Raw genomic sequence first — 23848 nt, forward strand, 5'->3', positions numbered from 1 at the left:
TTAATTACTGTTTTATTATAAGAAAAGAGAGGCTAATTAGCCTCTCTTTTTATTTTCCATTGAATGTATTCATGGTATTATTAATACCTGCTGTGCCAAAAGATTTTATAAGTTCAATAGATTTCTCATAGCGTTCTTTGAGTTTTTCAGCTTCTTCATTTGTCCATTCTCCTAAGACATAGTCTACTTGTCTTCCTTTGCCGAATTCATCACTAATACCAAATCTAAATCTATTATATTTCGTTGTCTGCAGTTTGTCTTGGATATCTTTTAATCCGTTATGACCACCATCACTTCCTTTTGTTTTCATTCTAAGACTTCCAAAGGGAAGGTTAAGATCATCGGTTATAATAAGTAAGTTCTCTAGAGGAATCTTCTCTTTTGTTAACCAGTAGAGTACAGCCTTTCCGCTTAAATTCATAAACGTACTTGGTTTTAAAAGAATAAAAGTTCTTCCTTTAAATTTATAGGTGGTTAAATCACCTAATTTTTGTGTTTCAAATCTAAGGTCTTCTTTATCTGCTAAGGCATCTAAAACCTTAAAGCCTATATTATGTCTTGTATTTGCATATTGACTTCCAATATTACCAAGTCCAACAATTAGAAATTTTTTCATAGGATTAGTCTCTTCGATATCTAAGGATGTCGAATTCCAATTAAATAGATTTTTTATAAACGTCCAGATAACACAAAGTTTATGTAAAAATAAAAAAGCATTCTAAATAAATAGAATGCTTTTTATATTTAAAGAATAAATGTGTTCTATTCTTGAGTTTCAGTTGCTGCTGCTTCTCCTCCTTCAGTAGTTGCTTCTGCTCCTTCTGCTCCTTCTTCAAGTTCTTCTTCCTCTTCCTCATCAACAACGGCAGTTCTTGCAGTTTTGATTTGAACGACAACAGTATTGTCAGAATGTAGTAATGTGAAATCTGCACCTGCCAATTCTGTAACATATAACTTGTCACCAATTTTTAGAGGTGTGATATCAGCTTCTAAGAAATCTGGTAAATTTTTAGGTAAAGCTTTTACTCTTAATTTACGTCTGTTCTTACGAAGAACACCACCATTTAAAACACCTTTAGATGTTCCAATAACGTGTACAGGAATATTCATAGCAATTTCTTTTCCTTCGAATAAACGGTAAAAATCTACGTGTAAGATTTTATCCGTTACAGGATGAAATTGAATGTCTTGTAATACTGCATCGAAAGTATTATCATTGTCTAAAGCAATCACAACTGTATGCGCATTAGGCGTGTATACAAGTTTAGAGAATGCTAATTCAGCTGCTGAGAAATGTACTGTTTCGTCTCCTCCGTATAATACGCAAGGAACCTGACCAGCATTACGTAAGGCTTTAGTTGCCTTTTTGCCTACGCTTTCTCTTTGAGATCCATTGATTGTAATTGATTTCATTGTTGAAATTTTAATTTAATATTTAGTAAATCCCTCGTTTTGAGGGCTGCAAATTTAGTAAATATATTTAAAAGCACCACCTTTTACTGCAGTTTTTAATAGGTGTTAAATTGGTGCCAAGAATTACTTTGAAGTCAAGGTATATTAACGAAATGTTTTTAATGTAGAATTACATTCCGTTACATAATAAATTTAGAGCTTATCGATTTGTTGTAATGTACATTGTGCATCACGTCTGCAAAAAGCTCAGCACAACTTAAAACCTTAATTTTCTTGTTTTGCTGTTTTAATGGAATTGAATCTGTGACTATTAATTCTTCTAGTTTAGAACTATCTAATTTTTTATAAGCATCACCAGATAGAATAGGATGAGTGCAGATAGCTCTTACACTTAGAGCGCCTTTTTCCATCATTAAATCTGCAGCTTTTGTTAATGTTCCTGCAGTATCAACCATGTCATCTACTAAAACTACGTTTTTCCCTGTGACATCACCAATAAGTTCCATGTGAGAAATTACATTGGCTTTTGCGCGTTGCTTATAACAAATAACAACATCACTTGCTAACGCTTTAGAATAGGCATAGGCTCTTTTTGATCCACCCATGTCTGGAGAAGCGATAGTAAGATTGTCTAAATTAAGCTCTTTTAAATAAGGTAAAAATATAGTGGATGCAAATAAGTGATCAACAGGTTTTTCGAAAAACCCTTGGATTTGATCTGCGTGTAAATCCATTGTTATTATACGAGTTGCTCCAGCTACTTCTAACATCTTTGCGACGAGTTTTGCAGCAATTGGAACTCTTGGTTTATCTTTTCTGTCTTGTCTTGCCCAACCAAAATATGGAAGAACTGCTGTAATGTGTCTAGCAGAAGCACGTTTGGCAGCATCAATCATCAATAGCATTTCCATTAAATTTTCTGGACCAGGATGCGTAGATCCAATAAGAAATACTCGAGTTCCCCTTATAGATTCTTCATAAGACGGCTGAAACTCACCATCACTATAGGTTGAAGTAATAACATTACCTAAAGGCACACCGAAATAATCAGCTATTTTAAGTGCGAGTGTTTTACTTTGATTACAGGCGAAAATTTTGGCTTCTGTGACTGAGTTTGACATTGGTAAAAGGACTGTTTTGTTGTGTTTTTATCATTTTAATTAACGATGCTCAAATTTAGGAATTAATTCCTACTGATAAAGTATAAAAGGACTATTTTTGAATGATTATAATAAATTATTTTATAGTTTTGCAGTCCAAAATTGCTCAAGTGGTGGAATTGGTAGACACGTTGGATTCAAAATCCAATGTCGCAAGACGTGCGGGTTCGATTCCCGCCTTGAGTACAAAAACTCTGTTAATTAATATTAATTAACAGAGTTTTTTATTTGCGGTTTTTGTAAGGATATCCATAAAAATTGGAAGTCTGTAAGATTTTAACTACCTTACAATCAGTTAATAGTTGTTTTTCTACTAATTAATTCCCACACCAATTTTATTCCCACTGTATAGTTGGAAGGATTTCATATTTTGAAAGCCTTTCCGACCAATTCAACAATGATGTAATTAACCAATAACCATATTATGAAAACAAGATTATTTTTAACCCTTAAAAACTGAATGTTATGAGAAAATTATTACTTATCATCTCTTTTTTAAGCACCAGTTTAACCTTTTCGCAAACCGAAATAAACGGTATAAACTATATCCTTAACACCACAGATGACACTGCCAGTGTCACCCAAATTACTGGATGTTATAGTGGAGATATTACCATCCCTGAGACGGTTATAGATAGCGGAACGACTTACACAGTAACGAGTATTGGTAATTCAACTTTCGATGGTTGTTCCTTAACATCTATCATCTTACCTAATACGATAACAAGTATTGAGGATTGGGCTTTCTACTTTTGTGGTTCTTTAGCGTCTATTACCTTGCCTAATTCGCTAACAAGTATTGGTTATGGGGCTTTCTATTATTGTAGTTTCTTAACGTCTATCACCTTACCTAATTCGATAACGAGTATTGGTGATAATGCTTTCTATAATTGTAGTTCCTTAACGTCTATCACAATACCTAATTCGATTACGAGTATTGGGTATGAGACTTTCCGAGAATGTAGTTCCTTAACATCTATCACCTTACCCAATTCGCTAACTAGCATTGGTGATCGTGTTTTCGTAAGTTGTAGTTCCTTAACATCTATCACCTTACCTAATTCCCTAACGAGTATTGGTCTTGGGGCTTTCGCTGTTTGTACCTCCTTACCATCTATCACCTTACCCAATTCGATAACGAGTATTGGTGATAGTGTTTTCGCTGATTGTAGTTCCTTAACATCTATCACCATACCTAATTCGATTACGAGTATTGGTTTTGGGGCTTTCACAGGTTGTACCTCCTTACTATCTGTCACCTTGCCAAATACGCTAACGAGTATTGGGGATTCTGCTTTCAATTATTGTACCTCCTTACCATCTATCACCTTACCTAATTCGATAACGAGTATTGGTGATTATGCTTTCCGATATTGTACAGCCTTAACGTCTGTAACAGCACTTAATCCCACACCTATAACCATCAATGCTAATGTTTTTCAAGATGCACCTATAGCTAATATCCCTTTATATGTCGTAGATGAGGCAGCAGTAACTGCGTACCAAGCTACAGCAGTTTGGCAAGATTTTAATTCGGTTACCGTAACAGCATTATCCATAGAAGATTTTGCGATTACTAATAAAATTAAGGTTTATCCAAACCCAACAAATGATATTGTTACTGTTTTAACAAAAATTCCATTGAAATATAAGATTGTTAATAGTCTTGGTCAAAACGTATTACAAGGAAAGTTAGATGAAAATCATAATCAAATTCAAGTCTCGCATTTGGCAAAAGGAATCTATGTAATGAGTTTTAATTCATCTGAAGGAAAAATATCTAAAAAGTTAATTATCGATTAATTCAAGATTTAAAAAAGCAGAGAAACACTTACTTGGAGCTTTTATTTTCACATCCTTTTGATGACATGTGTCACAATTCCCCAAATTTGAAAATCATTATTTTCTGTCACTAAAATAGGATCATAAACTGGGTTTTCGGGTTGTAGATATACACCTTCAGGAGTGACTTTTAAACGCTTCACAGTAAACTCTCCATCAATAAAACACACCGCAATTTGTTTGTGTTGTGGACTGATACTTTTATCAACTACCAGCAAATCACCATCATCTAACCCAGCTCCAATCATTGACTGTCCGCTAACTTTGGCGTAAAAAGTTGTGTCTTTATTTCTTACTAGCGTTTTGTCGAGGCTAATTTTAGACTCAGCATAATCATTTGCAGGAGATGGGAGTCCAGCCGAAATACCTGTTTGAGCTAATGCCACTTCTAAAGGATTACTAGTGTCTGGAGTATAAAACTCAAGAGCATTTTTTGGAGTTAAGAATTTTAAAGACATAGTATTTGGAGGCTTATAGTTCTCTATAAATTTAGATTATTTTTTTAAAACAGAAACATTATCTCAACGTTTTTTCGAGCGCTTTTAATTCAATACCTAAACCGCTAAACATATTGATGATGCTACTAATTTTTAATTCTTCTTCACTATATTCTTGAGTATTAATACTACAAGTAAATTCCCATAATTCTAGAACCTCATTAATAGGAACTTTGTAAGGGTTATATGTTTTGTTGTCTGAAATTAACGTCAAAGTACCATCAATTGCAATATCGTTGTTTACCCTTTTATAAACCATACCATCATTTAGGGTTACTAAAATGTATGTTTTTCCTGATTTGATTTCGTTTCTGTTTTCAATAAAACGACCAATAACAAAAGCGCCATCTTTCATAGGTAGCATTGAATCTCCTTTAATAGGAAAGGCTCTGTGTTTTCCTGTTGGTAAAAAAGGTAACTTTATTTTTTGGAGTTGTTCAATATATTCAGGATCATCATAACCAGATAGGTAACCAGCTGAAGCCTTGATTGGAACCACTTCAATTAAATTTTCATTATCATTATCTACAGTTATAGGAAATAATACACGTTGGTTATTTAACTCAATAAATGAAACATCCTTGGCTTTAGTTAAATCATTTCGCAAAATGATATCAATAGGAATCTTGAAATAATCTGACAGTTTTAATAATAATTCGATAGTAGGTGCCGAACGACTTTCTTCATAAGAACCTATACGAGAGCGCGTAATACCTAACTCTTCAGATAAACCTTCTTGAGACAAATTTTTTAAGCGTCTTAAGTGTTTAATATTTTTTGCTATAAAACTCATATTACTACAAATGTAAGCAATTAATACCACAATATGTAGCTAATTTTGTCATATGCGAAATAGTATTTTACATTTTGATTTAGACACCTTCTTTGTGTCTTGTGAACGTCTTATTGACAGCAGGTTACAAAACAGGCCCTTGCTTGTTGGTGGCACTGGAGATAGAGGTGTAGTTGCTGCGTGTAGTTACGAAACAAGAACATTTGGTGTGCATTCTGGTATGTCAATGAAAGTTGCTAGAAGGCTATGTCCAGAGGCTGTTGTTATAAAAGGTAATTCAGGTATATATTCAAAATATTCGCATTTAGTAACAGATATCGTTAAAGAGAATGTTCCTGTTTTTGAAAAAGCTAGTGTTGATGAATTTTACGCAGATCTTACAGGAATGGATAAATTTCACGGTTGCTATAAATATGCGTCAGAGTTAAGGCAAAAAATCATAAACGAAAGTGGTTTGCCGATTTCCTTCGGTTTATCTGAAAATAAAATTGTGTCTAAAGTAGCTACAGGAGAAGCAAAACCTAATAATCAATTAAAGATTGATTCAGGATATGAAAAATCGTTTTTAGCACCTTTATCTATTCGGAAAATCCCTTCCGTAGGAGTAAAAACATATCAAATACTAAGAAATCTAGGTGTTGATAAGGTTAGTGTTGTTCAGCAAATGCCATTAGATATGATGATAAGTGCTTTGGGAGCCAACGGAAGAACAATATGGAAAAGAGCTAATGGTATTGACAATCCTCCATTAATACCATATCATGAACGAAAATCTATATCTACAGAACGAACCTTTACTAAGGATACCATTAATATGAAGCAGCTAAGAACTACCATTTTTGCAATGGCAGAAAATTTGGCGTTTCAGCTTAGAAGAGGTAATAAACTAGCCAGTACCATAAGTGTAAAAATCAGGTATTCAGATTTTAATACCTATAGCAAACAGATTAAAATTCCATACACAAGTGCAGACCATATCATTATACCAAAAGCGTTAGAATTATTTGAAAAACTACACCAAAGGCGTTTATTAATTCGCTTGGTTGGTGTGAAAATCAATGATATTGTTAGCGGTAATTACCAAATACATCTCTTTGATGATACCGAAGACATGATAAATCTCTATAATGCTATGGACACGATAAGAGATCGATATGGAGAGTTAAGTATTATGAGAGCGTCTTCAATGGGAGCAAAGACGATTGGAAGATTTCAAAATCCGTTTAATGGCGAACCACCAGTTTTATTGGCACATAGAAAACAATAATGTATCTCAATTGTCATACATATTATTCCTTGCGATATGGTACTTTTTCTGAAGTTCAACTTTTAGAGCTTGCCAAAGAACACGATATAGATACCTTGGTTTTAACAGACATCAATAATACATCTGCCTGTTTAAATTTTGTTCGGAAAGCAAAAGCGTATGATATTAAACCCGTAATTGGTATAGATTTTAGAAATAATGCCAAGCAGAATTTTATCGGGATTGCTAAAAACAACGAAGGATTTAAAGCGTTAAATACCTTTTTGTCTTACCATTCTGAAAACCGGATCAATATACCAGATGTAGCTCCAAAATTTGAAAACTGCTACATTGTTTATCCATTTGAAAGAGCCTTAGAACTTGAGATTGAAGTCTACAAGGACAATGAATATATTGGTGTTTCTGTTGAAGAATTAAGGAAACTTCCGTTTTCAAGATTACATCGTTTTAAAGATAAGTTGGTTGTCTTGCAAACCGTAACCATTAGAACCAAAAAAGACTTCAATGCACACAGACTTTTACGTGCTATAGATAATAACACTTTATTAAGTAAGCTAGAAAAATCTCAAGAATGTAGGCTTACAGATAGTATGCTATCTGCAGAAACACTAAAAAAAGCCTTTAACGATTTTCCTCATATCATAACCAATACCAAAAACCTATTAGACCGTTGTAGTATTAGTTTTGGGTTTGGTGATAAACGGATTTCACAAAATCTAAAGTGCTATACCAATTCACCTGAAGAAGATTTTGAACTCTTAGAATTGTTGTGTTCCCAAGGGTTGAAAAAACGATATTCAAATCCGAATAAAACGGTTTTACAACGGTTAAAAGTAGAATTAGATACAATTAAATCGATGACCTTTGTATCGTTTTTTTTAATTAATCACGATATCGTTTCTTATGCAAAAAGCCAAGGCTATTTTCATGTCGGAAGAGGTAGTGGAGCGAATAGTATTGTGGCTTATATTATTGGAATTACAGATGTAGACCCAATAGAATTAGATTTATATTTTGAACGATTTATTAATCCGTTTAGAGCATCACCTCCAGATTTCGATATTGATTTTTCTTGGAAAGACAGAGATGATGTAACCGCTTATATTTTCAGAAGATTTAAGCACACCGCTTTACTAGCAACTTATAATACCTTCAAATATAGAGCTGTTGTTAGAGAGTTAGGTAAGGTTTTCGGATTGCCGAAAGAAGAAATAGATAAATTAAGCAAAGGACATTTTCAAATTTCAAGCTTAGATGATATTTCTAAACTCGTCTTAAAGTATGGTAAACTCATAGAAGGTTTCCCCAATTACTTGAGTGTACATTCTGCTGGTATTCTAATTTTAGATCAACCAGTACATTATTATTCAGCAACAAATATGCCACCTAAAGGATTTTCTACGGTTCAATTTGATATGATTATTGCTGAAGACGTAGGTGTCTTCAAATTTGATATTTTAGGGCAAAGAGGGCTTGCCAAAATCAAAGATGCTCTCAAGATTATTAAGGAAAACAGACCAGAAGTTCCTCCAATTGATATTACTAATGTTGAGGCTTTTAAAAAAGACAAACACATAAATAAGCTTTTAAAAACAGGAGGCGCAATTGGTGCTTATTATGTAGAGTCTCCTGCAATGCGAGGTTTAATGACCCAATTACAAACTCAAGATTATCTGGGTTTGGTCGCTGCAAGTTCTATCATAAGACCTGGTGTGTCTGGTTCTGGAATGAAGGATGAGTTTATAAAACGTCATCGACAACCTGAGAGACGAAAAAATGCCCATCCAATTTTGTTGAAAATTATGCCAGAAACTTATGGTGTTATGGTGTATCAAGAAGATGTGCTTAAAGTCGCTAATCAGTTTGCAGATTTAACACTAGGAGAAGCAGATGTGCTCAGAAGAGGAATGAGTGGAAAGTTTCGTTCAAGAGAAGAGTTTGTAGCTGTTGAACAAAAATTCATAGACAATTGTAGACATAAAGGATTTAGTGATGATTTGATCTTTGAAGTATGGAATCAAATTAAAAGTTTTGCAGGTTATGCTTTTGCTAAAGGGCATTCAGCATCTTACGCAGTAGAAAGTTACCAAAGTTTATTTCTGAAGTGTTACTATCCACTTGAATTTATGACTGCAGTATTAAATAATGGAGGCGGTTTTTATAGCGCAGAGCACTATTTACATGAAGCCAAAATGCAAGGTGCAAATATATGTTTGCCTTGTATTAATAATAGTGATCATCCCAATAGATTAATAGATACTTCTATTTATTTGGGCTTTGGGTATTTAAGACAACTAGAACGATTTACAATTCAAAGGTTGCTCACAGAAAGACAACTACATGGCAGCTATTTGTCTTTAGATGACTTTATTGATAGAGTTGTTATTAGTATAGAGCAGCTAACCATTTTAATTAGAATTGATGCGTTTAGATTTACCAAACAGCTTAAAACAGAATTGCTGTGGAAGGCCATTTTTAAGTTAAATGCTAATGGATTAAAAACTCAACAATCGAAATTATTTAAAATTGAACATAAGAAGTATAAATTACCGAAACTTAATTCTAATTGGGTGGAAGACGCTTATGACGAAATGGAACTTTTGGGCTTTCCGTTATGTCATTATTTTGAACTTGTAAATGAAGAAATGCAAGGTGGTATTCTCGCTTCCGAAATGAAGAACCATATCAATAAAAAAATCCTAATTTACGGAAGCTTAGTCATTACAAGATTTAATAAAACGTATAAAGGGAAACTGATGAGGTTAAGTACATTTATTGACCAACGAGGCGATTACTTTGATGCCGTTCATTTTACAGATGTGGTAGACAAATATCCTATTCACGGATTAGGTGTGTATGCATGCTTCGGAAATATTACAGATCGATTCGATTTTTATAGTATGAGTGTTGTTTGGTCTAAGAAATTATCGATTGTAAAAGACCCCAGAAATAATTAGTCCTTTTTCACTAATTTTATTACAAACCAATTGTCATGTGTTTTCATACGAGTATAAGTCATCCAACAAGAAAAATAGAGCAACAATTAAAAGTAACGTTGAGTGATGATAAGTTTAGACCTTTATTTGATACACCAAACTATCATCTTAATGGGTTTTCTCATCCGAACATGCTATTGGTGCCACAAGAAAAATCAGAGATTCTTGCACCAGGAGTTTGGGGAATAGTACCAAGCCATAAACCTGTAGAAGACATTAAGCCTTACTATAAGGAAGCTGTAAAATATGGAGGAGGCTTAAATGCACGTTCTGAAAAGTTGTTTGATCATTTCATTTATAAGAACTCTATTTTTAATCAACGTTGTGTAATTCCGGTATCTGGTTTTTTTGAACCTCATGATCAAAACAATAAAAAGTATCCTTTCTATTTTAAAAACAGTGATGAAAACCTCTTATGTTTAGCCGGAATTTACACCAAAATAGACAGCTACATAACCTTTACTATTTTAACTAAAAAAGCATCTCCTTTATTTGAAAGAGTTCATAATTTAAAAAGAAGACAACCTGTAATAATTAATGATTCTGAATTGAATAATTGGCTGTCATCTGACTTAAATGAAAAGGATATTATGTCTATTATCAATAAAGACTATCCAGAATCTAATCTAGAAACGTATTCAATAAGTAAAGATTTATTTAGCCCAAAAGTAGATAGCAATATCAACACGATTATTGAGAAACAAGTATATAAAGAGTTAGAATTACAATTTTAAAAAAAACCTGCAATGTAAATTGCAGGTTTTCCTTTGCAGAGAGGAAGGGATTCGAACCCTCGAAACGCTATTAACGTTTACACGCTTTCCAAGCGTGCGCCTTAAGCCACTCGGCCACCTCTCTCTTTAATTTTGTGAATGCAAAGAACTATAAAATTTTTTAAAGCTTAAAATTTGATTTGAAATTTATTAATTCATTTCACCACGCAAAGACGTTTCAAAAATGGTTTTAAATGTTTTCATAGAAATGTTCTCTCCTAACATAAACATCAATTTGGTCAGTGCTGCTTCAGTTGTAATATCTTTCCCAGAAATTAGCCCGATTTGTTTCAGTTGAGAGCTGGTCTCATATTGTCCCATCATTACACTTCCGCCAGAGCATTGCGTTACATTTATAATTGGAATCCCTCTTTTAATCGTTCGTTTCAAAAGGTCTATAAACCACTGTCTTGTGGTTGTATTACCAGCTCCATAAGTTTCTAAAACGACACCTTTTAAATCAGCAGTGTTTAGTATGCTTTCTAGTATTGGTTCAGAAATGCCAGGAAACAATTTTATCAATGCAATATTGGTGTTAAACGATTTGTGAACCACCAATTTTTTTCTAAGATTAGGTTTAAATAAAACATTTTCTGAAACATTTAAATGCACACCTGATTCTGCTAAATGTGGATAATTTAAAGATTCAAAGGCTTCAAAATGTTCAGCATTAATTTTCGTTGTTCGGTTACCTCTATACAGTTTATACTCAAAGTAAAGCCCGACTTCACGAATTACAGGTTTCCCGTTTTTTTGAAGCGACGCCATTTGTATCGATGTGATTAGATTTTCTTTGGCATCTGTTCGTAAATCTCCAATAGGTAATTGTGATCCTGTAAAAATGATAGGCTTCGCTAGATTTTCAAACATAAAACTTAATGCAGAAGCCGAATAGCTCATGGTGTCACTTCCGTGTAAAACCACAAAACCATCAAAATTTTGATACTCGTTTTCAATAATTTCTGCAATTTGAGTCCAGTAATTAGGATTCATATTACTTGAATCTATAGGGTCGTCAAAAGAGATGGTATTAATGTCACAATCCAGTAATTTCAATTCAGGAATGCGCTCAAGTAAGTTTTCAAAATCAAATGCTTTTAATGCTCCAGTGTCAGGATCTTTAATCATACCAATGGTACCTCCTGTATATATCAATAGAATGTTAGGTTGCGATTGTGACATGATTAAATACTAAAAATTTCCTTTGAGTTTTGAGTTGTAATTTCGGCAATTTTTTCTTCGGAAATGGCATAGATCTCAGACAATTTTTCTAAAACTTTTGTAACATAGGAACTTTCATTCCGTTTTCCTCGATATGGTTTAGGTGCGAGATAAGGTGAATCGGTTTCTAAAACAATATGTTTCAAATCTATTTCATTTAAAAACTGATCTATTTTTCCGTTTTTGAAGGTTGCAACACCACCAATTCCTAATTTCATATTATAAGAAATAGCTTTATGAGCTTGTTCTAAAGTACCTGTAAAACAATGAAAAATCCCGAAAAGATCATCTCCTTTTTCCGTTTCTAAAACCTCGAAAATTTCATCAAAAGCTTCTCTACAATGGATAGCAATTGGTAATTTATACCGTTTAGCCAATTGTATTTGATGCTTAAATGCTTTCTTCTGAATGTCTAAAGTTGACGTGTCCCAATACAAATCAATACCAATTTCACCTACAGCATAGAACTGACGTTTTGCAAGCATATCTTCAACATGTTGCAATTCATCTTTATAATTTTCTTTTACAGAAGTTGGATGTAAACCCATCATCAAAAACATACAATCTGGGTAATCAGACTCAAGTTGAAGCATTGCTTCAGTATGACTAGAATCTATAGCAGGTATAAAAAACCGAGTAACTTTAGCATCTAAAGCTCGCTGAATCATGTCTTTTCTGTCAACATCAAAAGCTTCGCTATATAAGTGTGTATGTGTATCTGTAATTTTCATGTTGCAAAAATAAATGTTTTATAAGACTATATTTGTAAAAAAGTAAATGTTATGGAAAGCTTACAGGAATTCCTTTTAAATAAGGGCTATACTAAAATAAAGTTGCACTTAACAAAGACCAATCATTTTGAGATTATAGCAAAAATTAATGGTCAACGCGGCTTATTTATTTTAGATACAGGAGCTTCTAGTTCTTGTGTTGGTTTTGAGGCTATAGATACTTTTAACCTTAAGGCAAAAGATAGCGATATCAAGGCGGCAGGAGCAGGAGCTACAGATATGTTAACTCAAATTTCTAAGAGTAATAAACTAAAGATAGGAAAATGGAAAGAAGATAAAGTTGCGCTTATCCTTTTTAATTTAACCCATGTAAATACTGCGTTAACCAATCATAATTCTAAACCTGTAGACGGAATTATAGGAGCAGATGTTCTTAAAAAAGGAAAGGCTGTAATCGATTATGAAAAAAAGTATTTATATCTAAAGTTGTAAGATTTTAATTATCTTTATAAAAATCCCTCACACTAATAGCAAATGCCTACATCTATAATCATCGCAGATGATCATCCCCTAATCCTTAAAGGGCTCAAAGACTTCCTTCTTGAAAAAGAATTTAACGTAATTGCAAGTGCAAAAAATGGAAAGGAGGCATTTACACTTATCAACGCACATCAACCTGAGATAGCTATTTTAGATATTCAAATGCCATATCTTACTGGTTTACAGGTTGCTAAAAAATGCAAGGATGCTGGGTTAATAACTAAAATTATTATTATCACTTTCGAAAAAAGTGAAGATATTTATAACGAAGCTAAGTCTCTCGGTATATATGGATATATTCTTAAGGAGTTTGCCATTGAAGAAGTTGAAAACTGTATTGCAAATGTGTTGCAGGAACGCTCATATTTTAGTCCAGAGTTGATAGAGTATTTAGAAATAAAGCAAACGCCTGAGGAGTTGAAATCACTTACAGTTACTGAAATGAAAGTGCTTCAACTAACAGCCAAAAATAAAACTGCTAAAGAAATTGGAGCAATCATAGGTTGTTCAAATAGAACTGTTGAAAAACACAAAAGTCATATTCGATCTAAGTTAAAGTTGTCTTCTAATGCAAATAGTATAGCAATTTATGCAAAAGGACAAGAGGAATTTTTAGCAAAATATACGTAGTTCTACGTATTGTTTGGTATAGATTTTATGCCGAAGTTTGTATTGCTATTAATTCTTTAGGGAGAGTTATTTTACAAAAAGCCTTGAATTGTCATTGATTCAAGGTTTTTTTATGGGTAAAAAGTAAAAAAAGCCAAAATATACGTAGTTCTACGTATTGTATTGCATTGATTTAATACCGAAGTTTGTAATGCTATTAATCAATTTTCCTTTTGAAATAAAGGATAAAGGCTCTGAGTTTTTACAGCTCAGAGCTTTTTTTATGCATTATTAAATTTTAACATTTAATAAATATCTGTTTTTTAGTGATTTAAAAATTTATTTAAGCCTTATACGTAGTTCTACGTATTGTGCCGCTTTGATTAATTGCCGAGTTTTACATTATGTTATTTATATAGGGATTATGAATAGCAACTAATTAATCTTAATTAACAAGATAATTAGTTATAGGGTGTAAAGTTCTGGGGTATTTTATCCCAGGACTTTATTATAAAACAATTCAAAATCGAAACAAAATGGATACAATGAAACACAAAACGAGTCTAACCAACAAATTTTTTATAACAGGCTTAATTATTAGCGCTGTTGTAATCATTGCAGTAAATATTCTTGTTAATTTTTTTTAGTTATTAGTTAGTTATTTTTATTAGGGAGAAAAAGCGCATTCCAAATCTTCGGAATGCGCTTTTTTATTTAAATAACTTATGCTGAAATGGGTTACATTTCTAGAGCTTTCTTAATGTTGTTATCCATTAATAATTCTGTTGGGTTTTCTAAAGCTTCTTTAACAGCTACTAAGAAACCTACAGATTCTTTACCATCAATAATTCTGTGGTCATAAGATAAAGCCACAAACATAATTGGTCTAATTTCTACTTTACCATTAATTGCAACTGGACGCTCAACAATATTGTGCATTCCTAAAATTCCACTTTGAGGTGGATTAATAATTGGCGTAGATAACATACTTCCAAAAACACCACCATTAGAAATGGTGAATGTTCCTCCTGTCATTTCATCAACAGTAATTTGTCCATCACGAGCGCGAATTGCTAAACGTTTTACTTCAGCCTCAACTCCTCTAAAACTTAAATTTTCAGCATTTCTAATCACAGGAACCATTAAACCTTTTGGTCCCGAAACTGCAATAGAAATATCAACAAAGTCATAGGTTAACATTTCTTTTCCGTCAATCATTGAGTTGACTGCTGGATACATTTTTAATGCACGAACGACCGCAAGAGTAAAGAAACTCATAAACCCAAGCCCTACACCATGTTTCGCTTTAAAGTCTTCCTTGTATTGTTTTCTTAATTCAAAAATAGGAGACATGTCAACTTCGTTAAACGTAGTTAACATTGCTGTAGTGTTTTTAGCTTCTACTAATCGCTCAGCTACTTTACGACGCAACATAGACATTTTGCTGTGAGAACTACCACGATTTCCTCCTGTTGGAGTTCCCATAGATGGTATTGCATTTACAGCATCATCTTTAGTAATTCGTCCGTCTTTTCCAGAACCAGATACAGCAGAAGAATCAATTCCTTTTTCATCTAAAATCTTTTTAGCAGCAGGACTCGCTGTTCCTGTAGCATACGTTTTAGTTTCTGTAGTTGGTTTAGGTGCCTCTTTTTTAGGAGCTTCTTCTTTTTTCTCTTCTTTTGCAGGAGAAGCAGCATCACCTTCAGGTTTTGCAGCACTTGTATCTATTAAGCAAACAACAGCTCCAACAGTAACAGCATCACCTTCTTCGGCTTTAAGTGTTATTATTCCACTTGCTTCGGCAGGTAATTCTAATGTTGCTTTATCACTATCAACTTCTGCTATAGCTTGATCTTTTTCAACATAATCTCCATCGGAAACTAACCATTCAGCAATTTCTACTTCTGTGATTGATTCTCCTGGAGAAGGAACTTTCATTTCTAAAATCATCGTTCTGTAATTTTATTTTTAAGCGTTTGTTTCAGTTTATTTATTTTGTCAATTTCCTAAAAAGGAATGTAATTATCTATCGTTGGTTATTTTTCGTTTTATCAAATACGTAATCAATTACTTCTTGATGACGAATTTTTGAGCGCACACTACTACCAGCTGCAGGAGCTCCATAAGGTCTACGAGAAGCCGCTCTAAATGATTTTGCGTCATCTAAATGCATTAGTACATGACTGTAAGCTCCCATATTTCTTGGTTCTTCTTGAGCCCAAACAATATCATTTGCGTTTTTATATTTAGCAATTGTTTCTTTGATTAGCTTTTCTGGTAATGGAAATAATTGTTCTACTCTTACCAATGCTACATCATCTCTTTTAAGATTTTCACGTTCTTTTAATAAATCGTAATAGAATTTACCAGATACAAAAACTAATGTTTCGACCTTAGTAGCTTTTACTTCAGTATCATGAATTAGCATTTGGAAACTTCCGTTTGCAAATTCATCTACAGAAGAGACTACTAACGGATGACGCAGTAAACTTTTTGGTGTAAAGACAATTAATGGTTTTCTGAATTCTGCTTTCATTTGTTTACGCAACAAATGATACATGTTTGCAGGTGTCGTACAATCCATAACAAACATATTGTCTTTCGCGCATAATTGTAAATAACGTTCCATACGACCAGAAGAATGTTCAGCACCTTGGCCTTCATAACCATGAGGTAATAACATTACTAATCCGTTTTGAAGCATCCATTTATCTTCGGCAGCAGATATATATTGATCAAGCATAATCTGCGCACCATTACTAAAATCACCAAATTGTGCTTCCCAGATTACTAATGTTTTTGGACTTGCCATAGCATATCCATAATCAAAACCTACAACGCCATATTCAGAAAGTAATGAGTTATAGATATAAAAATTTCCTTGTTTATCACTTATTTGATTCAGCAATAAAATTTCTTCTTCGCTATCTTCAACTTTTACAACAGCATGTCTATGTGAAAAAGTACCACGTTCTACATCTTGTCCAGAAACACGAACGTCATATCCTTCCTCTAGCAATGTACCATAAGCCAAATGTTCAGCCATAGCCCAATCTAATTTATCACCATCAAACATAGTTTGACGTGATTGAACGAGGCGCTCAATTTTACGAATAAATTTTTTGTCTTTAGGTAAGTTTGAAATCACTTTTGTGATTTTAGCTAAGCCTTCTTTAGGAAATTTTGTATCAATAGGTTGCATCATTTTGTCTTCAACAACCGTTTGAAAGTTTATCCATTCATCTTCCATAAATGGAGTGATGACTGTTTTATCTGTTTTTCTAGAGTCTTCTAATTTAACTTCTAGTTTGTCTTTGTAATCTTTTTCTAATTCCGCAACATAATCAGTATCAATTATACCTTCAGCAATAAGTTTTGCAGCATAAATATCTCTTGGGTTTTTATGTTTTGAAATGGCTTTATACAATTTCGGTTGTGTGAAACGAGGTTCATCACCTTCGTTATGACCGTATTTTCTGTAACCTAATAAATCAATAAACACATCACGTTTAAATTTCATTCTAAAATGAAGCGCAAACAACATTGCATGAACAACAGCTTCAGCATCATCAGCATTGACGTGCATTACAGGTGATAAAGTAACTTTTCCAACATCTGTACAATAAGTACTAGAACGACCATCAAGATAATTTGTGGTGAACCCAATTTGATTATTAACCACAATATGAATTGTTCCATTGGTTTTATAACCATCTATTTGTGCCATTTGAACCAATTCATACACGAGACCTTGTCCTGAAATAGCAGCATCACCATGAACTATAATTGGTAAAACTTGTGATGGGTCATCACTGTATTTGTCATCTTGTTTCGCTCTAACAATACCTTCAACAACAGCTCCAACAGTTTCTAAATGCGATGGATTAGGTGCAATATTTAAACTAATTTGCTTTCCTCCATCTGTCACACGATTACTAGTCCAACCTAAATGGTATTTTACATCTCCATCAAATACTTTTTGTTCATAATCTTTACCATCAAACTCACTAAAGATATCTTTAGCGGATTTTCCAAAAATATTTGTTAGAGTACTCAAACGGCCACGATGTGCCATACCCATTACAAATTCTTTTACACCATGGTTCGCAGCACTTTCAATTAGAGTGTCAAGTGCAGGAATTAAAGACTCATTTCCTTCTAGTGAAAACCGTTTTTGACCAACATATTTGGTATGTAAAAAGCTTTCGAAAGAAACGGCTTCATTTAATTTTTTTAGAATATATTTTTTCTCATCTGGAGAAAATTGTGGCTGATTGTCGTTAATATTTAACTTATTTTGAATCCACTGAATTTCTTCAGGTTTCCTAATGTACATGTACTCAACACCAATAGATTCACAATAGATTTTTTCTAAATGATCAACAATATTTTTAAGGGTTACCTTACCTAGTCCCAAAATATCTCCAGCAGAAAAGACAGTATCCATATCGCTTTGCGATAGTCCGAAATTTTCTATATCAAGTGTTGGAGCATATTTTCTTCGTTCACGAACGGGATTGGTTTTTGTAAATAAATGACCTCTATTTCTATAACCATCAATAAGTTTAACTACTTGGAATTCTTTTTGAACTTGTTCAGGGATTTGAGTCGAAACGCCTTCGGCAATTTCGCCATCCATTCCATAGCTTTCGCTGCCAAAATCGTAACCTTGAAAAAAGGCTCTCCAACTTGGTTCAACAGAATCGGGATTTTTTTGGTATTGTTCGTATAAATCAGCAAAGTATGCCGTATGTGCTGCGTTTAAAAAGGAATATTTATCCATTATTTGGTGTAAGTCGTTTTCGCTTCAACAATATTTAGTCAAAAATACAACATTTACTAAAAATAGGTATGTTTTTGGTATATTTATAGATGTAATTTAACTCAAATTTTATATAATGAATTTTTCGTCTCTTTTTAATTGCAAAACCTACCTTATTGTTTTTCTTTTTTTAAACTGTTCGTTAACTTCTTTTTCTCAAAATCAAGATAATACAAGTGATTTCTGGAATCATGTTCGTTTTGGAGGAGGTATAGGCTTAAGTTTTGGTGATGGGTTTTTTAGTGGCACATTGGCACCAACTGGAATTTATCAGTTCAACTCAAAGTTTTCAGCTGGAGTTGGTTTAAATGCAACCTATAATAAACAAGATGATTTTTACAAATCTACCATTTTTGGAGCTAGTGTTATTGGATTATTTAATCCAATAAGAGAATTACAAGTATCTGCCGAATTTGAAGAACTCAATGTTAGCCGTAAATTTGATGATTCTGCTTTTGAAGATCAAAATTACTGGTATCCTGGTTTGTTTATGGGTTTAGGTTACGGTAATGGAAATGTCACCTTCGGAATTAGATATGATGTGCTTTATGATAGAGAAAAAAGCACTTATGCAGATCCATGGGTTCCTTTTGTAAGAGTGTTTTTTTAAGAATAGGTATTGCGAAACCAAACTTTTTGCCACTCGCGTTGTAATATTAAAAATGTGACCACTTCCGATAATTTTAATGTATCACTACCATCTAGTTGTTTTATTTTATTTTCTGAAACATCTATGATATAAAGTAAGTTTAGATAGTCTGCAAATTTCTCTTGTATGAGTTTAAAGACGATTTCATGCAACAAGTATTTGAGGCTTGAAGGTAAGATGTTTTCTTCAAAATCGAGATCTATATTGGCTAACAAAAAATCTTTATTGATTTGCTTTATTAGTTTTGAATAGAGTTCTAAACCTTCAGCTTCTGAAACTAAATCTTCAAATGTTTGTGGTAACTGCATTAGACATTTCTAGTCATTAAATCGTTTCCAAATGCTCTTAATGCATTTTTATTGTCTTCAGAAATTTTTATGCGTTCTAAAACTGAGAATGCTTTTTTAGTGTAGTTTTCAATTTCCTTTTTTGTTGCTTCTGAAGAACCGCTAGATATAAAAAATTGTTTTACAGTTTCTATTTTTTCACTTGGATCTGTTGGATTTACACTGTATAAATGCTCTAATTGCTTTTGGTCATCTTTACTAGAAAATTCTAAGCATTTTAAATATAAATAGGTCTTTTTATTCTCAATAATATCACCTCCAACTTGCTTCCCAAAGGTTTCTGGATTGCCAAAAGCATCTAAATAGTCATCTTGTAACTGAAAAGCAATGCCTAAGTTTTTACCAAACTCATAAATAGAATTTTGACAACTTTCTGAAGCATTTGCAACAATAGCTCCCATTTTCATGGCAGCTCCAACTAAAACAGCCGTTTTGTATTCTATCATTTTTAAATATTCAGAAATAGTCACATCATCTCGAGTTTCAAAGTCAACATCATATTGTTGTCCTTCACAAACTTCTAATGCAGTTTTACTAAATAATTTCGCTAAATCTTGAAAAGTTTTTGGCTCATAGTTTTCAAATAATTGATAAGCCATAATGAGCATAGCATCTCCAGAAAGGATACCAGTATTCACATCCCATTTTTCGTGAACCGTTTCTTTTCCACGTCGTAAAGGTGCATCATCCATAATATCATCGTGAACTAATGAGAAATTATGAAAGACCTCCACACTTAAAGCAGCATTAAGTGCCTTTTTATAATCACAATCAAAAATTTCGGCAGTCATTAAAGTTAAGATTGGTCGTAAACGCTTACCTCCAAGTTGAATGATATAATTAATTGGATCGTAAAGAGTAGTAGGCTCTTTAGGTTTTATAAAAGTTTCTAAATGTTTTAAAAACGATTCTTGATAGGATTGGATATTCTGCATTGTACAAAAATAATGTAAATGAGTAAATCTACAATCACACTTTAACTATATGTTAAAAAAACATTAAAACTTTGGAAACTATTTTTGTTTTTAAAGTTTCCTGTTGTAGATTTGCACTCAAATTATGAGAGAACAAATTATACTTAAGTCGGCAGATCTATTTTTAAACCTAGGTTTTAAAAGTGTGACAATGGATGATATTGCCAATGAAATGGGGATTTCTAAAAAGACGATTTACGTCCATTTTAGCAATAAAACTAAATTAGTTGAAGCCGTTACATTCAATTTGTTTGACAAAATTTGTGTAGGTATTGATGACATTTGTGAAAAAGCACCAAACCCAATTGAAGAATTATACTCTATCAAAATGTTTGTGATGCATCATTTAAAAAATGAAAAAGCATCACCACAATATCAACTTAAAAAGTATTACCCACAGATTCATGCGGCATTAAAATTTAAACAATTCGAAAAAATGCATCAATCTGTTCAAGAAAGTCTTGAGCATGGCGTAAGTACAGAAGTTTTTAGAAACACTATAGATGTCGATTTTATATCTAGAATGTATTTCACAGGTATGACAGGCATTAAGGATAACATGTTTTTTCCAACTGAACAGTTCCAGATGGACTATCTCATGGAAAGTTATCTCGAATATCACTTAAGAGCTATTGTATCCGATAAAGGGATGACAATTTTAAATAATTTCATAAATAAGAATCAATCATAAATCATGAGACAATCACTCATACTAATTATAAGTTTAATCACAGTTTCTTTTGGGTTTTCTCAAGAGAATACTAATAGTTTTTCGCTTCAGCAAGCTATAGATTATGCTTTAGAAAATAACAGACAAGTTAAAAATGCAGCTCGAGATATCGATGCTGCTATAAAACAAAAATGGGAAACGATAGCAACAGGTTTACCACAACTTAATGCTGCTGTAGATTATCAAAACGCTATTAAAAGAAACGTTGCCGTTTTTGGTGGTGAAACATTTCCTATTGGAGCAGAGCAATCTCTTACTGCGACGGCAACTTTAAGTCAATTATTATTTGATGGATCTTATATAGTTGGATTGCAATCAGCAAAAGTCTTTTTAGAAATCTCTGAAAATGCTAAGTTAAAGACAGATTTAGAAGTAAGAAAAGTTGTTGTTAATGCTTATGGAAACGTACTTCTGGCTGAAGAAAGTATTAAAATTTTAGACAGAAATATTACTGTACTAGAAAGAAATCTTGATGAAACCACAAAAATTTATGAAAACGGATTAGAAGAAGAAGAAAGTGTGGAGCAACTTCAGATTACCTTATCTGGTGTACAAAGTAGCCTTAATAATGCCACAAGGCTAAAAGATTTAGCGTATCAAATGTTAAACATTACAATGGGTTTAGATATTAATGACAACATAAAATTAGTAGATAGTTTAGAAAGTTTAACTTCTCAAAACTTATTATCTGATTTAATCAATGCAGACGACAATATTGAGAATAATATTGATTTTAAAATTGCTGCAAACGATACAGAATCTAAAGAATTGTTATTAAAGCTAGAGAAAAGTAAAGCCTTACCAACACTAAATGCTTTTGTAAACGGAGGATATGCCGCCAATAGAGAATCTTTTAATTTCACAAATAGCAGTGAGCCTTGGTTTGGTTCTTCAATTCTCGGATTGAGTATGAATATTCCAATTTTTAGTTCAGGAATGCGAAGCGCATCGACACAAAGAGCGGCTATAAATTTAGAAAAAGCAAAAGATGATTTAACTGAAACCGAACAACAATTAAAGTTTCAAATAGCATCTTCTAAAAGTGATTATCAATTTTCTATTGAAGATTATCAAAACAAAAAAGAAAACTTAGGCTTAGCTGAGCGCATTGAAACTAAAAACCAAACGAAGTTCTTCGAAGGTATTGCTTCTAGTTTTGAACTTAGACAAGCACAAACACAATTATATGCAGCGCAACAAGAATTTCTGCAAGCGATGTTAGATGTTATTAATTCTAAAGCAGCCTTAGAAACTGTCCTAAATACACCAATCAATTAAAAAAAATCAAATGAAACAAATCATAGCATTAACATTTATAGCTCTTTTTATTCTCTCTTGTGGAGGTGATAAAAATAAAAGCGTTGAAGATATAATCGCTTCAAGCGATTTGGAGCAAATCAGAGAAAAGAAATCAGAACTTGATGCTCAAAAACTGGAATTAGAAAACCAGTTGAAGCAATTAGGTTTAAAAATTAAAGAGCTAGATCCTCAAGAAAAAATTCCATTAATAACAACATTCCCAGCAAAGGAAGGTGAGTTTATTCATTACGTAGAATTACAAGGTAATGTAGATACAAAGAAAAATTTAGTGATTTACCCAGAGTATTCGGGTATTATGACTAGAGTATATGTTAATGAAGGTCAAAAAGTTACTAAAGGACAAACTTTAGCTAAGATTGATGATGGCGGATTGAGTCAGCAAGTAATACAATTGCAAATCCAAGCTGATTTAGCAAAAACAACTTTTGAACGTCAGAAACGACTCTGGGATCAAAATATTGGTAGTGAAATACAATATTTGCAAGCTAAATCTAGCTATGAGGCTCAACAAAAAGCTGTACATCAAATACAACAACAAGTTGCAAAGACGATTGTAAAAGCACCTTTTTCTGGGACTATAGATGATGTGATAACAGAACAAGGAAGTGTTGTGGCTCCAGGTCAAACTGCATTATTTCGTATTGTAAATCTTGATGACATGTACATTGAAACTGATGTGCCTGAAAGTTATATTACTTCTGTGTCAGTTGGGAAAACTGTACAAGTAGATTTTCCTGTTTTAGGGACTACTATGGACGCTAAAATTCGTCAAGCAGGTAGTTTTATTAATCCTGCAAACCGTACGTTTAAGGTTGAAGTTGCAATTCCAAATAAAGACAAAAACATAAAGCCAAACTTAACGGCTAAATTAAGAATTAACGATTATACTAACGAAAAAGCTATTTTAATTCCGTTAAGTATCATTTCAGAAAATGCTAAAGGCGAGCAGTATGTGTATACAATTATAAATAAAACTGATAGTCTAGCCACTGCTAAACGTACCATTATTACAACCGGAAAAACCCAAGGTGACGATATCGAAGTGCTTTCAGGTTTAACTAATAACGATGAAATTATTCAAGAAGGTGCACGAAGTGTAAAAGACGGACAAGACGTAAAAATTCTTAAAATGGAATCTAACCAATCTACCAAATAAATTTA

21 protein-coding genes and 2 tRNA genes are annotated in these 23848 nt (G+C 32.9%); 11 read left to right on the forward strand and 12 right to left on the reverse strand.

Translation table 11 applies throughout. The features are described from left to right. Positions 1-49 precede the first annotated feature (49 nt). The 3 genes from pth to RH81_RS02620 all read right to left on the reverse strand — a co-directional run bounded on the left by pth (position 50) and on the right by RH81_RS02620 (position 2534). Positions 50-616, reverse strand: coding sequence for an aminoacyl-tRNA hydrolase (gene pth, locus RH81_RS02610; protein ID WP_081988174.1), 567 nt, complete (start codon positions 614-616; stop codon positions 50-52). 146 nt (positions 617-762) lie between these two features. Next, positions 763-1413, reverse strand: coding sequence for a 50S ribosomal protein L25/general stress protein Ctc (locus RH81_RS02615; RefSeq protein WP_033957319.1), 651 nt, complete (start codon positions 1411-1413; stop codon positions 763-765). 179 nt (positions 1414-1592) lie between these two features. Next, entirely contained in the window at positions 1593-2534 is a 942-nt protein-coding gene (locus RH81_RS02620; RefSeq protein WP_033957320.1) for a ribose-phosphate pyrophosphokinase, read from the reverse strand. Between the two features lie 143 nt (positions 2535-2677). On the opposite strand from RH81_RS02620, the gene RH81_RS02625 reads away from it, so the two are divergent. Both RH81_RS02625 and RH81_RS16720 read left to right on the forward strand, forming a co-directional pair. Next, positions 2678-2759 (forward strand) — tRNA-Leu (locus RH81_RS02625). 279 nt (positions 2760-3038) lie between these two features. After that, complete coding sequence (locus RH81_RS16720) at positions 3039-4376, forward strand: leucine-rich repeat domain-containing protein (protein ID WP_081988176.1); 1338 nt, start codon at positions 3039-3041, stop codon at positions 4374-4376. Between the two features lie 47 nt (positions 4377-4423). Here the strand turns inward: RH81_RS16720 and RH81_RS02635 are convergent, their stop codons facing one another. Together RH81_RS02635 and RH81_RS02640 are read right to left on the reverse strand one after the other, a co-directional pair. After that, entirely contained in the window at positions 4424-4873 is a 450-nt protein-coding gene (locus RH81_RS02635; protein WP_033957321.1) for a LexA family protein, read from the reverse strand. Positions 4874-4931: 58 nt separating this feature from the next. After that, positions 4932-5705, reverse strand: a complete 774-nt coding sequence (locus RH81_RS02640; protein ID WP_033957322.1) for an XRE family transcriptional regulator — start codon at positions 5703-5705, stop codon at positions 4932-4934. Between the two features lie 52 nt (positions 5706-5757). Between RH81_RS02640 and dinB the strand changes: the two genes are divergently transcribed. The 3 genes from dinB to RH81_RS02655 are packed head-to-tail and all read left to right on the forward strand — an operon-like array spanning position 5758 to position 10702. Then, entirely contained in the window at positions 5758-6972 is a 1215-nt protein-coding gene (gene dinB / locus RH81_RS02645; protein ID WP_033957323.1) for a DNA polymerase IV, read from the forward strand. Beyond that, a complete protein-coding gene (locus tag RH81_RS02650; RefSeq protein ID WP_033957325.1) occupies positions 6972-9929 on the forward strand; it encodes a DNA polymerase III subunit alpha in 2958 nt (985 codons plus the stop codon). The genes dinB and RH81_RS02650 overlap by 1 nt, the downstream gene beginning before the upstream one ends. A 35-nt stretch (positions 9930-9964) precedes the next feature. Then, positions 9965-10702, forward strand: coding sequence for an SOS response-associated peptidase (locus RH81_RS02655; RefSeq protein WP_033957327.1), 738 nt, complete (start codon positions 9965-9967; stop codon positions 10700-10702). Positions 10703-10738: 36 nt separating this feature from the next. Here RH81_RS02655 and RH81_RS02660 read toward each other — a convergent pair. From RH81_RS02660 to RH81_RS02670, 3 genes are all read right to left on the reverse strand, one after another. Next, positions 10739-10826, reverse strand: a tRNA-Ser gene (locus RH81_RS02660). Between the two features lie 65 nt (positions 10827-10891). Then, the gene (locus RH81_RS02665) at positions 10892-11923 is read right to left on the reverse strand and encodes an asparaginase (RefSeq protein ID WP_033957330.1); all 1032 of its coding nucleotides are present in this window, start codon (positions 11921-11923) and stop codon (positions 10892-10894) included. A gap of 2 nt (positions 11924-11925) precedes the next feature. After that, entirely contained in the window at positions 11926-12693 is a 768-nt protein-coding gene (locus tag RH81_RS02670) for a TatD family hydrolase (protein ID WP_033957335.1), read from the reverse strand. 51 nt (positions 12694-12744) lie between these two features. Here RH81_RS02670 and RH81_RS02675 point away from each other — a divergent pair, with 51 nt between their 5' ends. Both RH81_RS02675 and RH81_RS02680 read left to right on the forward strand, forming a co-directional pair. Next, positions 12745-13185 (forward strand): retropepsin-like aspartic protease family protein, encoded by a 441-nt coding sequence (locus tag RH81_RS02675; protein WP_033957338.1) that lies wholly within the window; start codon positions 12745-12747, stop codon positions 13183-13185. Between the two features lie 42 nt (positions 13186-13227). Further along, the gene (locus RH81_RS02680) at positions 13228-13863 is read left to right on the forward strand and encodes a response regulator (RefSeq protein WP_033957339.1); all 636 of its coding nucleotides are present in this window, start codon (positions 13228-13230) and stop codon (positions 13861-13863) included. Positions 13864-14580: 717 nt separating this feature from the next. Here RH81_RS02680 and odhB read toward each other — a convergent pair. Both odhB and RH81_RS02690 read right to left on the reverse strand, forming a co-directional pair. Beyond that, the gene (odhB, locus tag RH81_RS02685) at positions 14581-15795 is read right to left on the reverse strand and encodes a 2-oxoglutarate dehydrogenase complex dihydrolipoyllysine-residue succinyltransferase (RefSeq protein WP_033957341.1); all 1215 of its coding nucleotides are present in this window, start codon (positions 15793-15795) and stop codon (positions 14581-14583) included. 76 nt (positions 15796-15871) lie between these two features. Then, positions 15872-18628, reverse strand: coding sequence for a 2-oxoglutarate dehydrogenase E1 component (locus RH81_RS02690; RefSeq protein WP_033957343.1), 2757 nt, complete (start codon positions 18626-18628; stop codon positions 15872-15874). 115 nt (positions 18629-18743) lie between these two features. Here RH81_RS02690 and RH81_RS02695 point away from each other — a divergent pair, with 115 nt between their 5' ends. After that, positions 18744-19277 carry a hypothetical protein gene (locus tag RH81_RS02695; RefSeq protein ID WP_033957344.1) on the forward strand — a complete coding sequence of 178 codons (534 nt, stop codon included), beginning with the start codon at positions 18744-18746 and terminating at the stop codon, positions 19275-19277. Here RH81_RS02695 and RH81_RS02700 read toward each other — a convergent pair. Both RH81_RS02700 and RH81_RS02705 read right to left on the reverse strand, forming a co-directional pair. Continuing rightward, positions 19274-19624, reverse strand: coding sequence for a hypothetical protein (locus RH81_RS02700; RefSeq protein ID WP_033957345.1), 351 nt, complete (start codon positions 19622-19624; stop codon positions 19274-19276). The two genes, RH81_RS02695 and RH81_RS02700, sit on opposite strands and share 4 nt — an antisense overlap. Then, a complete protein-coding gene (locus RH81_RS02705) occupies positions 19624-20598 on the reverse strand; it encodes a polyprenyl synthetase family protein (RefSeq protein ID WP_033957347.1) in 975 nt (324 codons plus the stop codon). The genes RH81_RS02700 and RH81_RS02705 overlap by 1 nt, the downstream gene beginning before the upstream one ends. Before the next feature lie 124 nt (positions 20599-20722). Here RH81_RS02705 and RH81_RS02710 point away from each other — a divergent pair, with 124 nt between their 5' ends. Genes RH81_RS02710 through RH81_RS02720 form a run of 3 tightly spaced genes read left to right on the forward strand, consistent with a single transcriptional unit; the run spans position 20723 to position 23843 of the window. Further along, entirely contained in the window at positions 20723-21328 is a 606-nt protein-coding gene (locus RH81_RS02710) for a TetR/AcrR family transcriptional regulator (RefSeq protein ID WP_033957349.1), read from the forward strand. A gap of 3 nt (positions 21329-21331) precedes the next feature. After that, positions 21332-22645, forward strand: a complete 1314-nt coding sequence (locus RH81_RS02715) for a TolC family protein (RefSeq protein ID WP_033957350.1) — start codon at positions 21332-21334, stop codon at positions 22643-22645. A gap of 10 nt (positions 22646-22655) precedes the next feature. Then, complete coding sequence (locus RH81_RS02720) at positions 22656-23843, forward strand: efflux RND transporter periplasmic adaptor subunit (protein ID WP_033957352.1); 1188 nt, start codon at positions 22656-22658, stop codon at positions 23841-23843. Positions 23844-23848: the final 5 nt, after the last annotated feature.

The organism is Psychroserpens jangbogonensis (genome assembly GCF_000797465.1).
GTDB lineage: Bacteria > Bacteroidota > Bacteroidia > Flavobacteriales > Flavobacteriaceae > Psychroserpens > Psychroserpens jangbogonensis.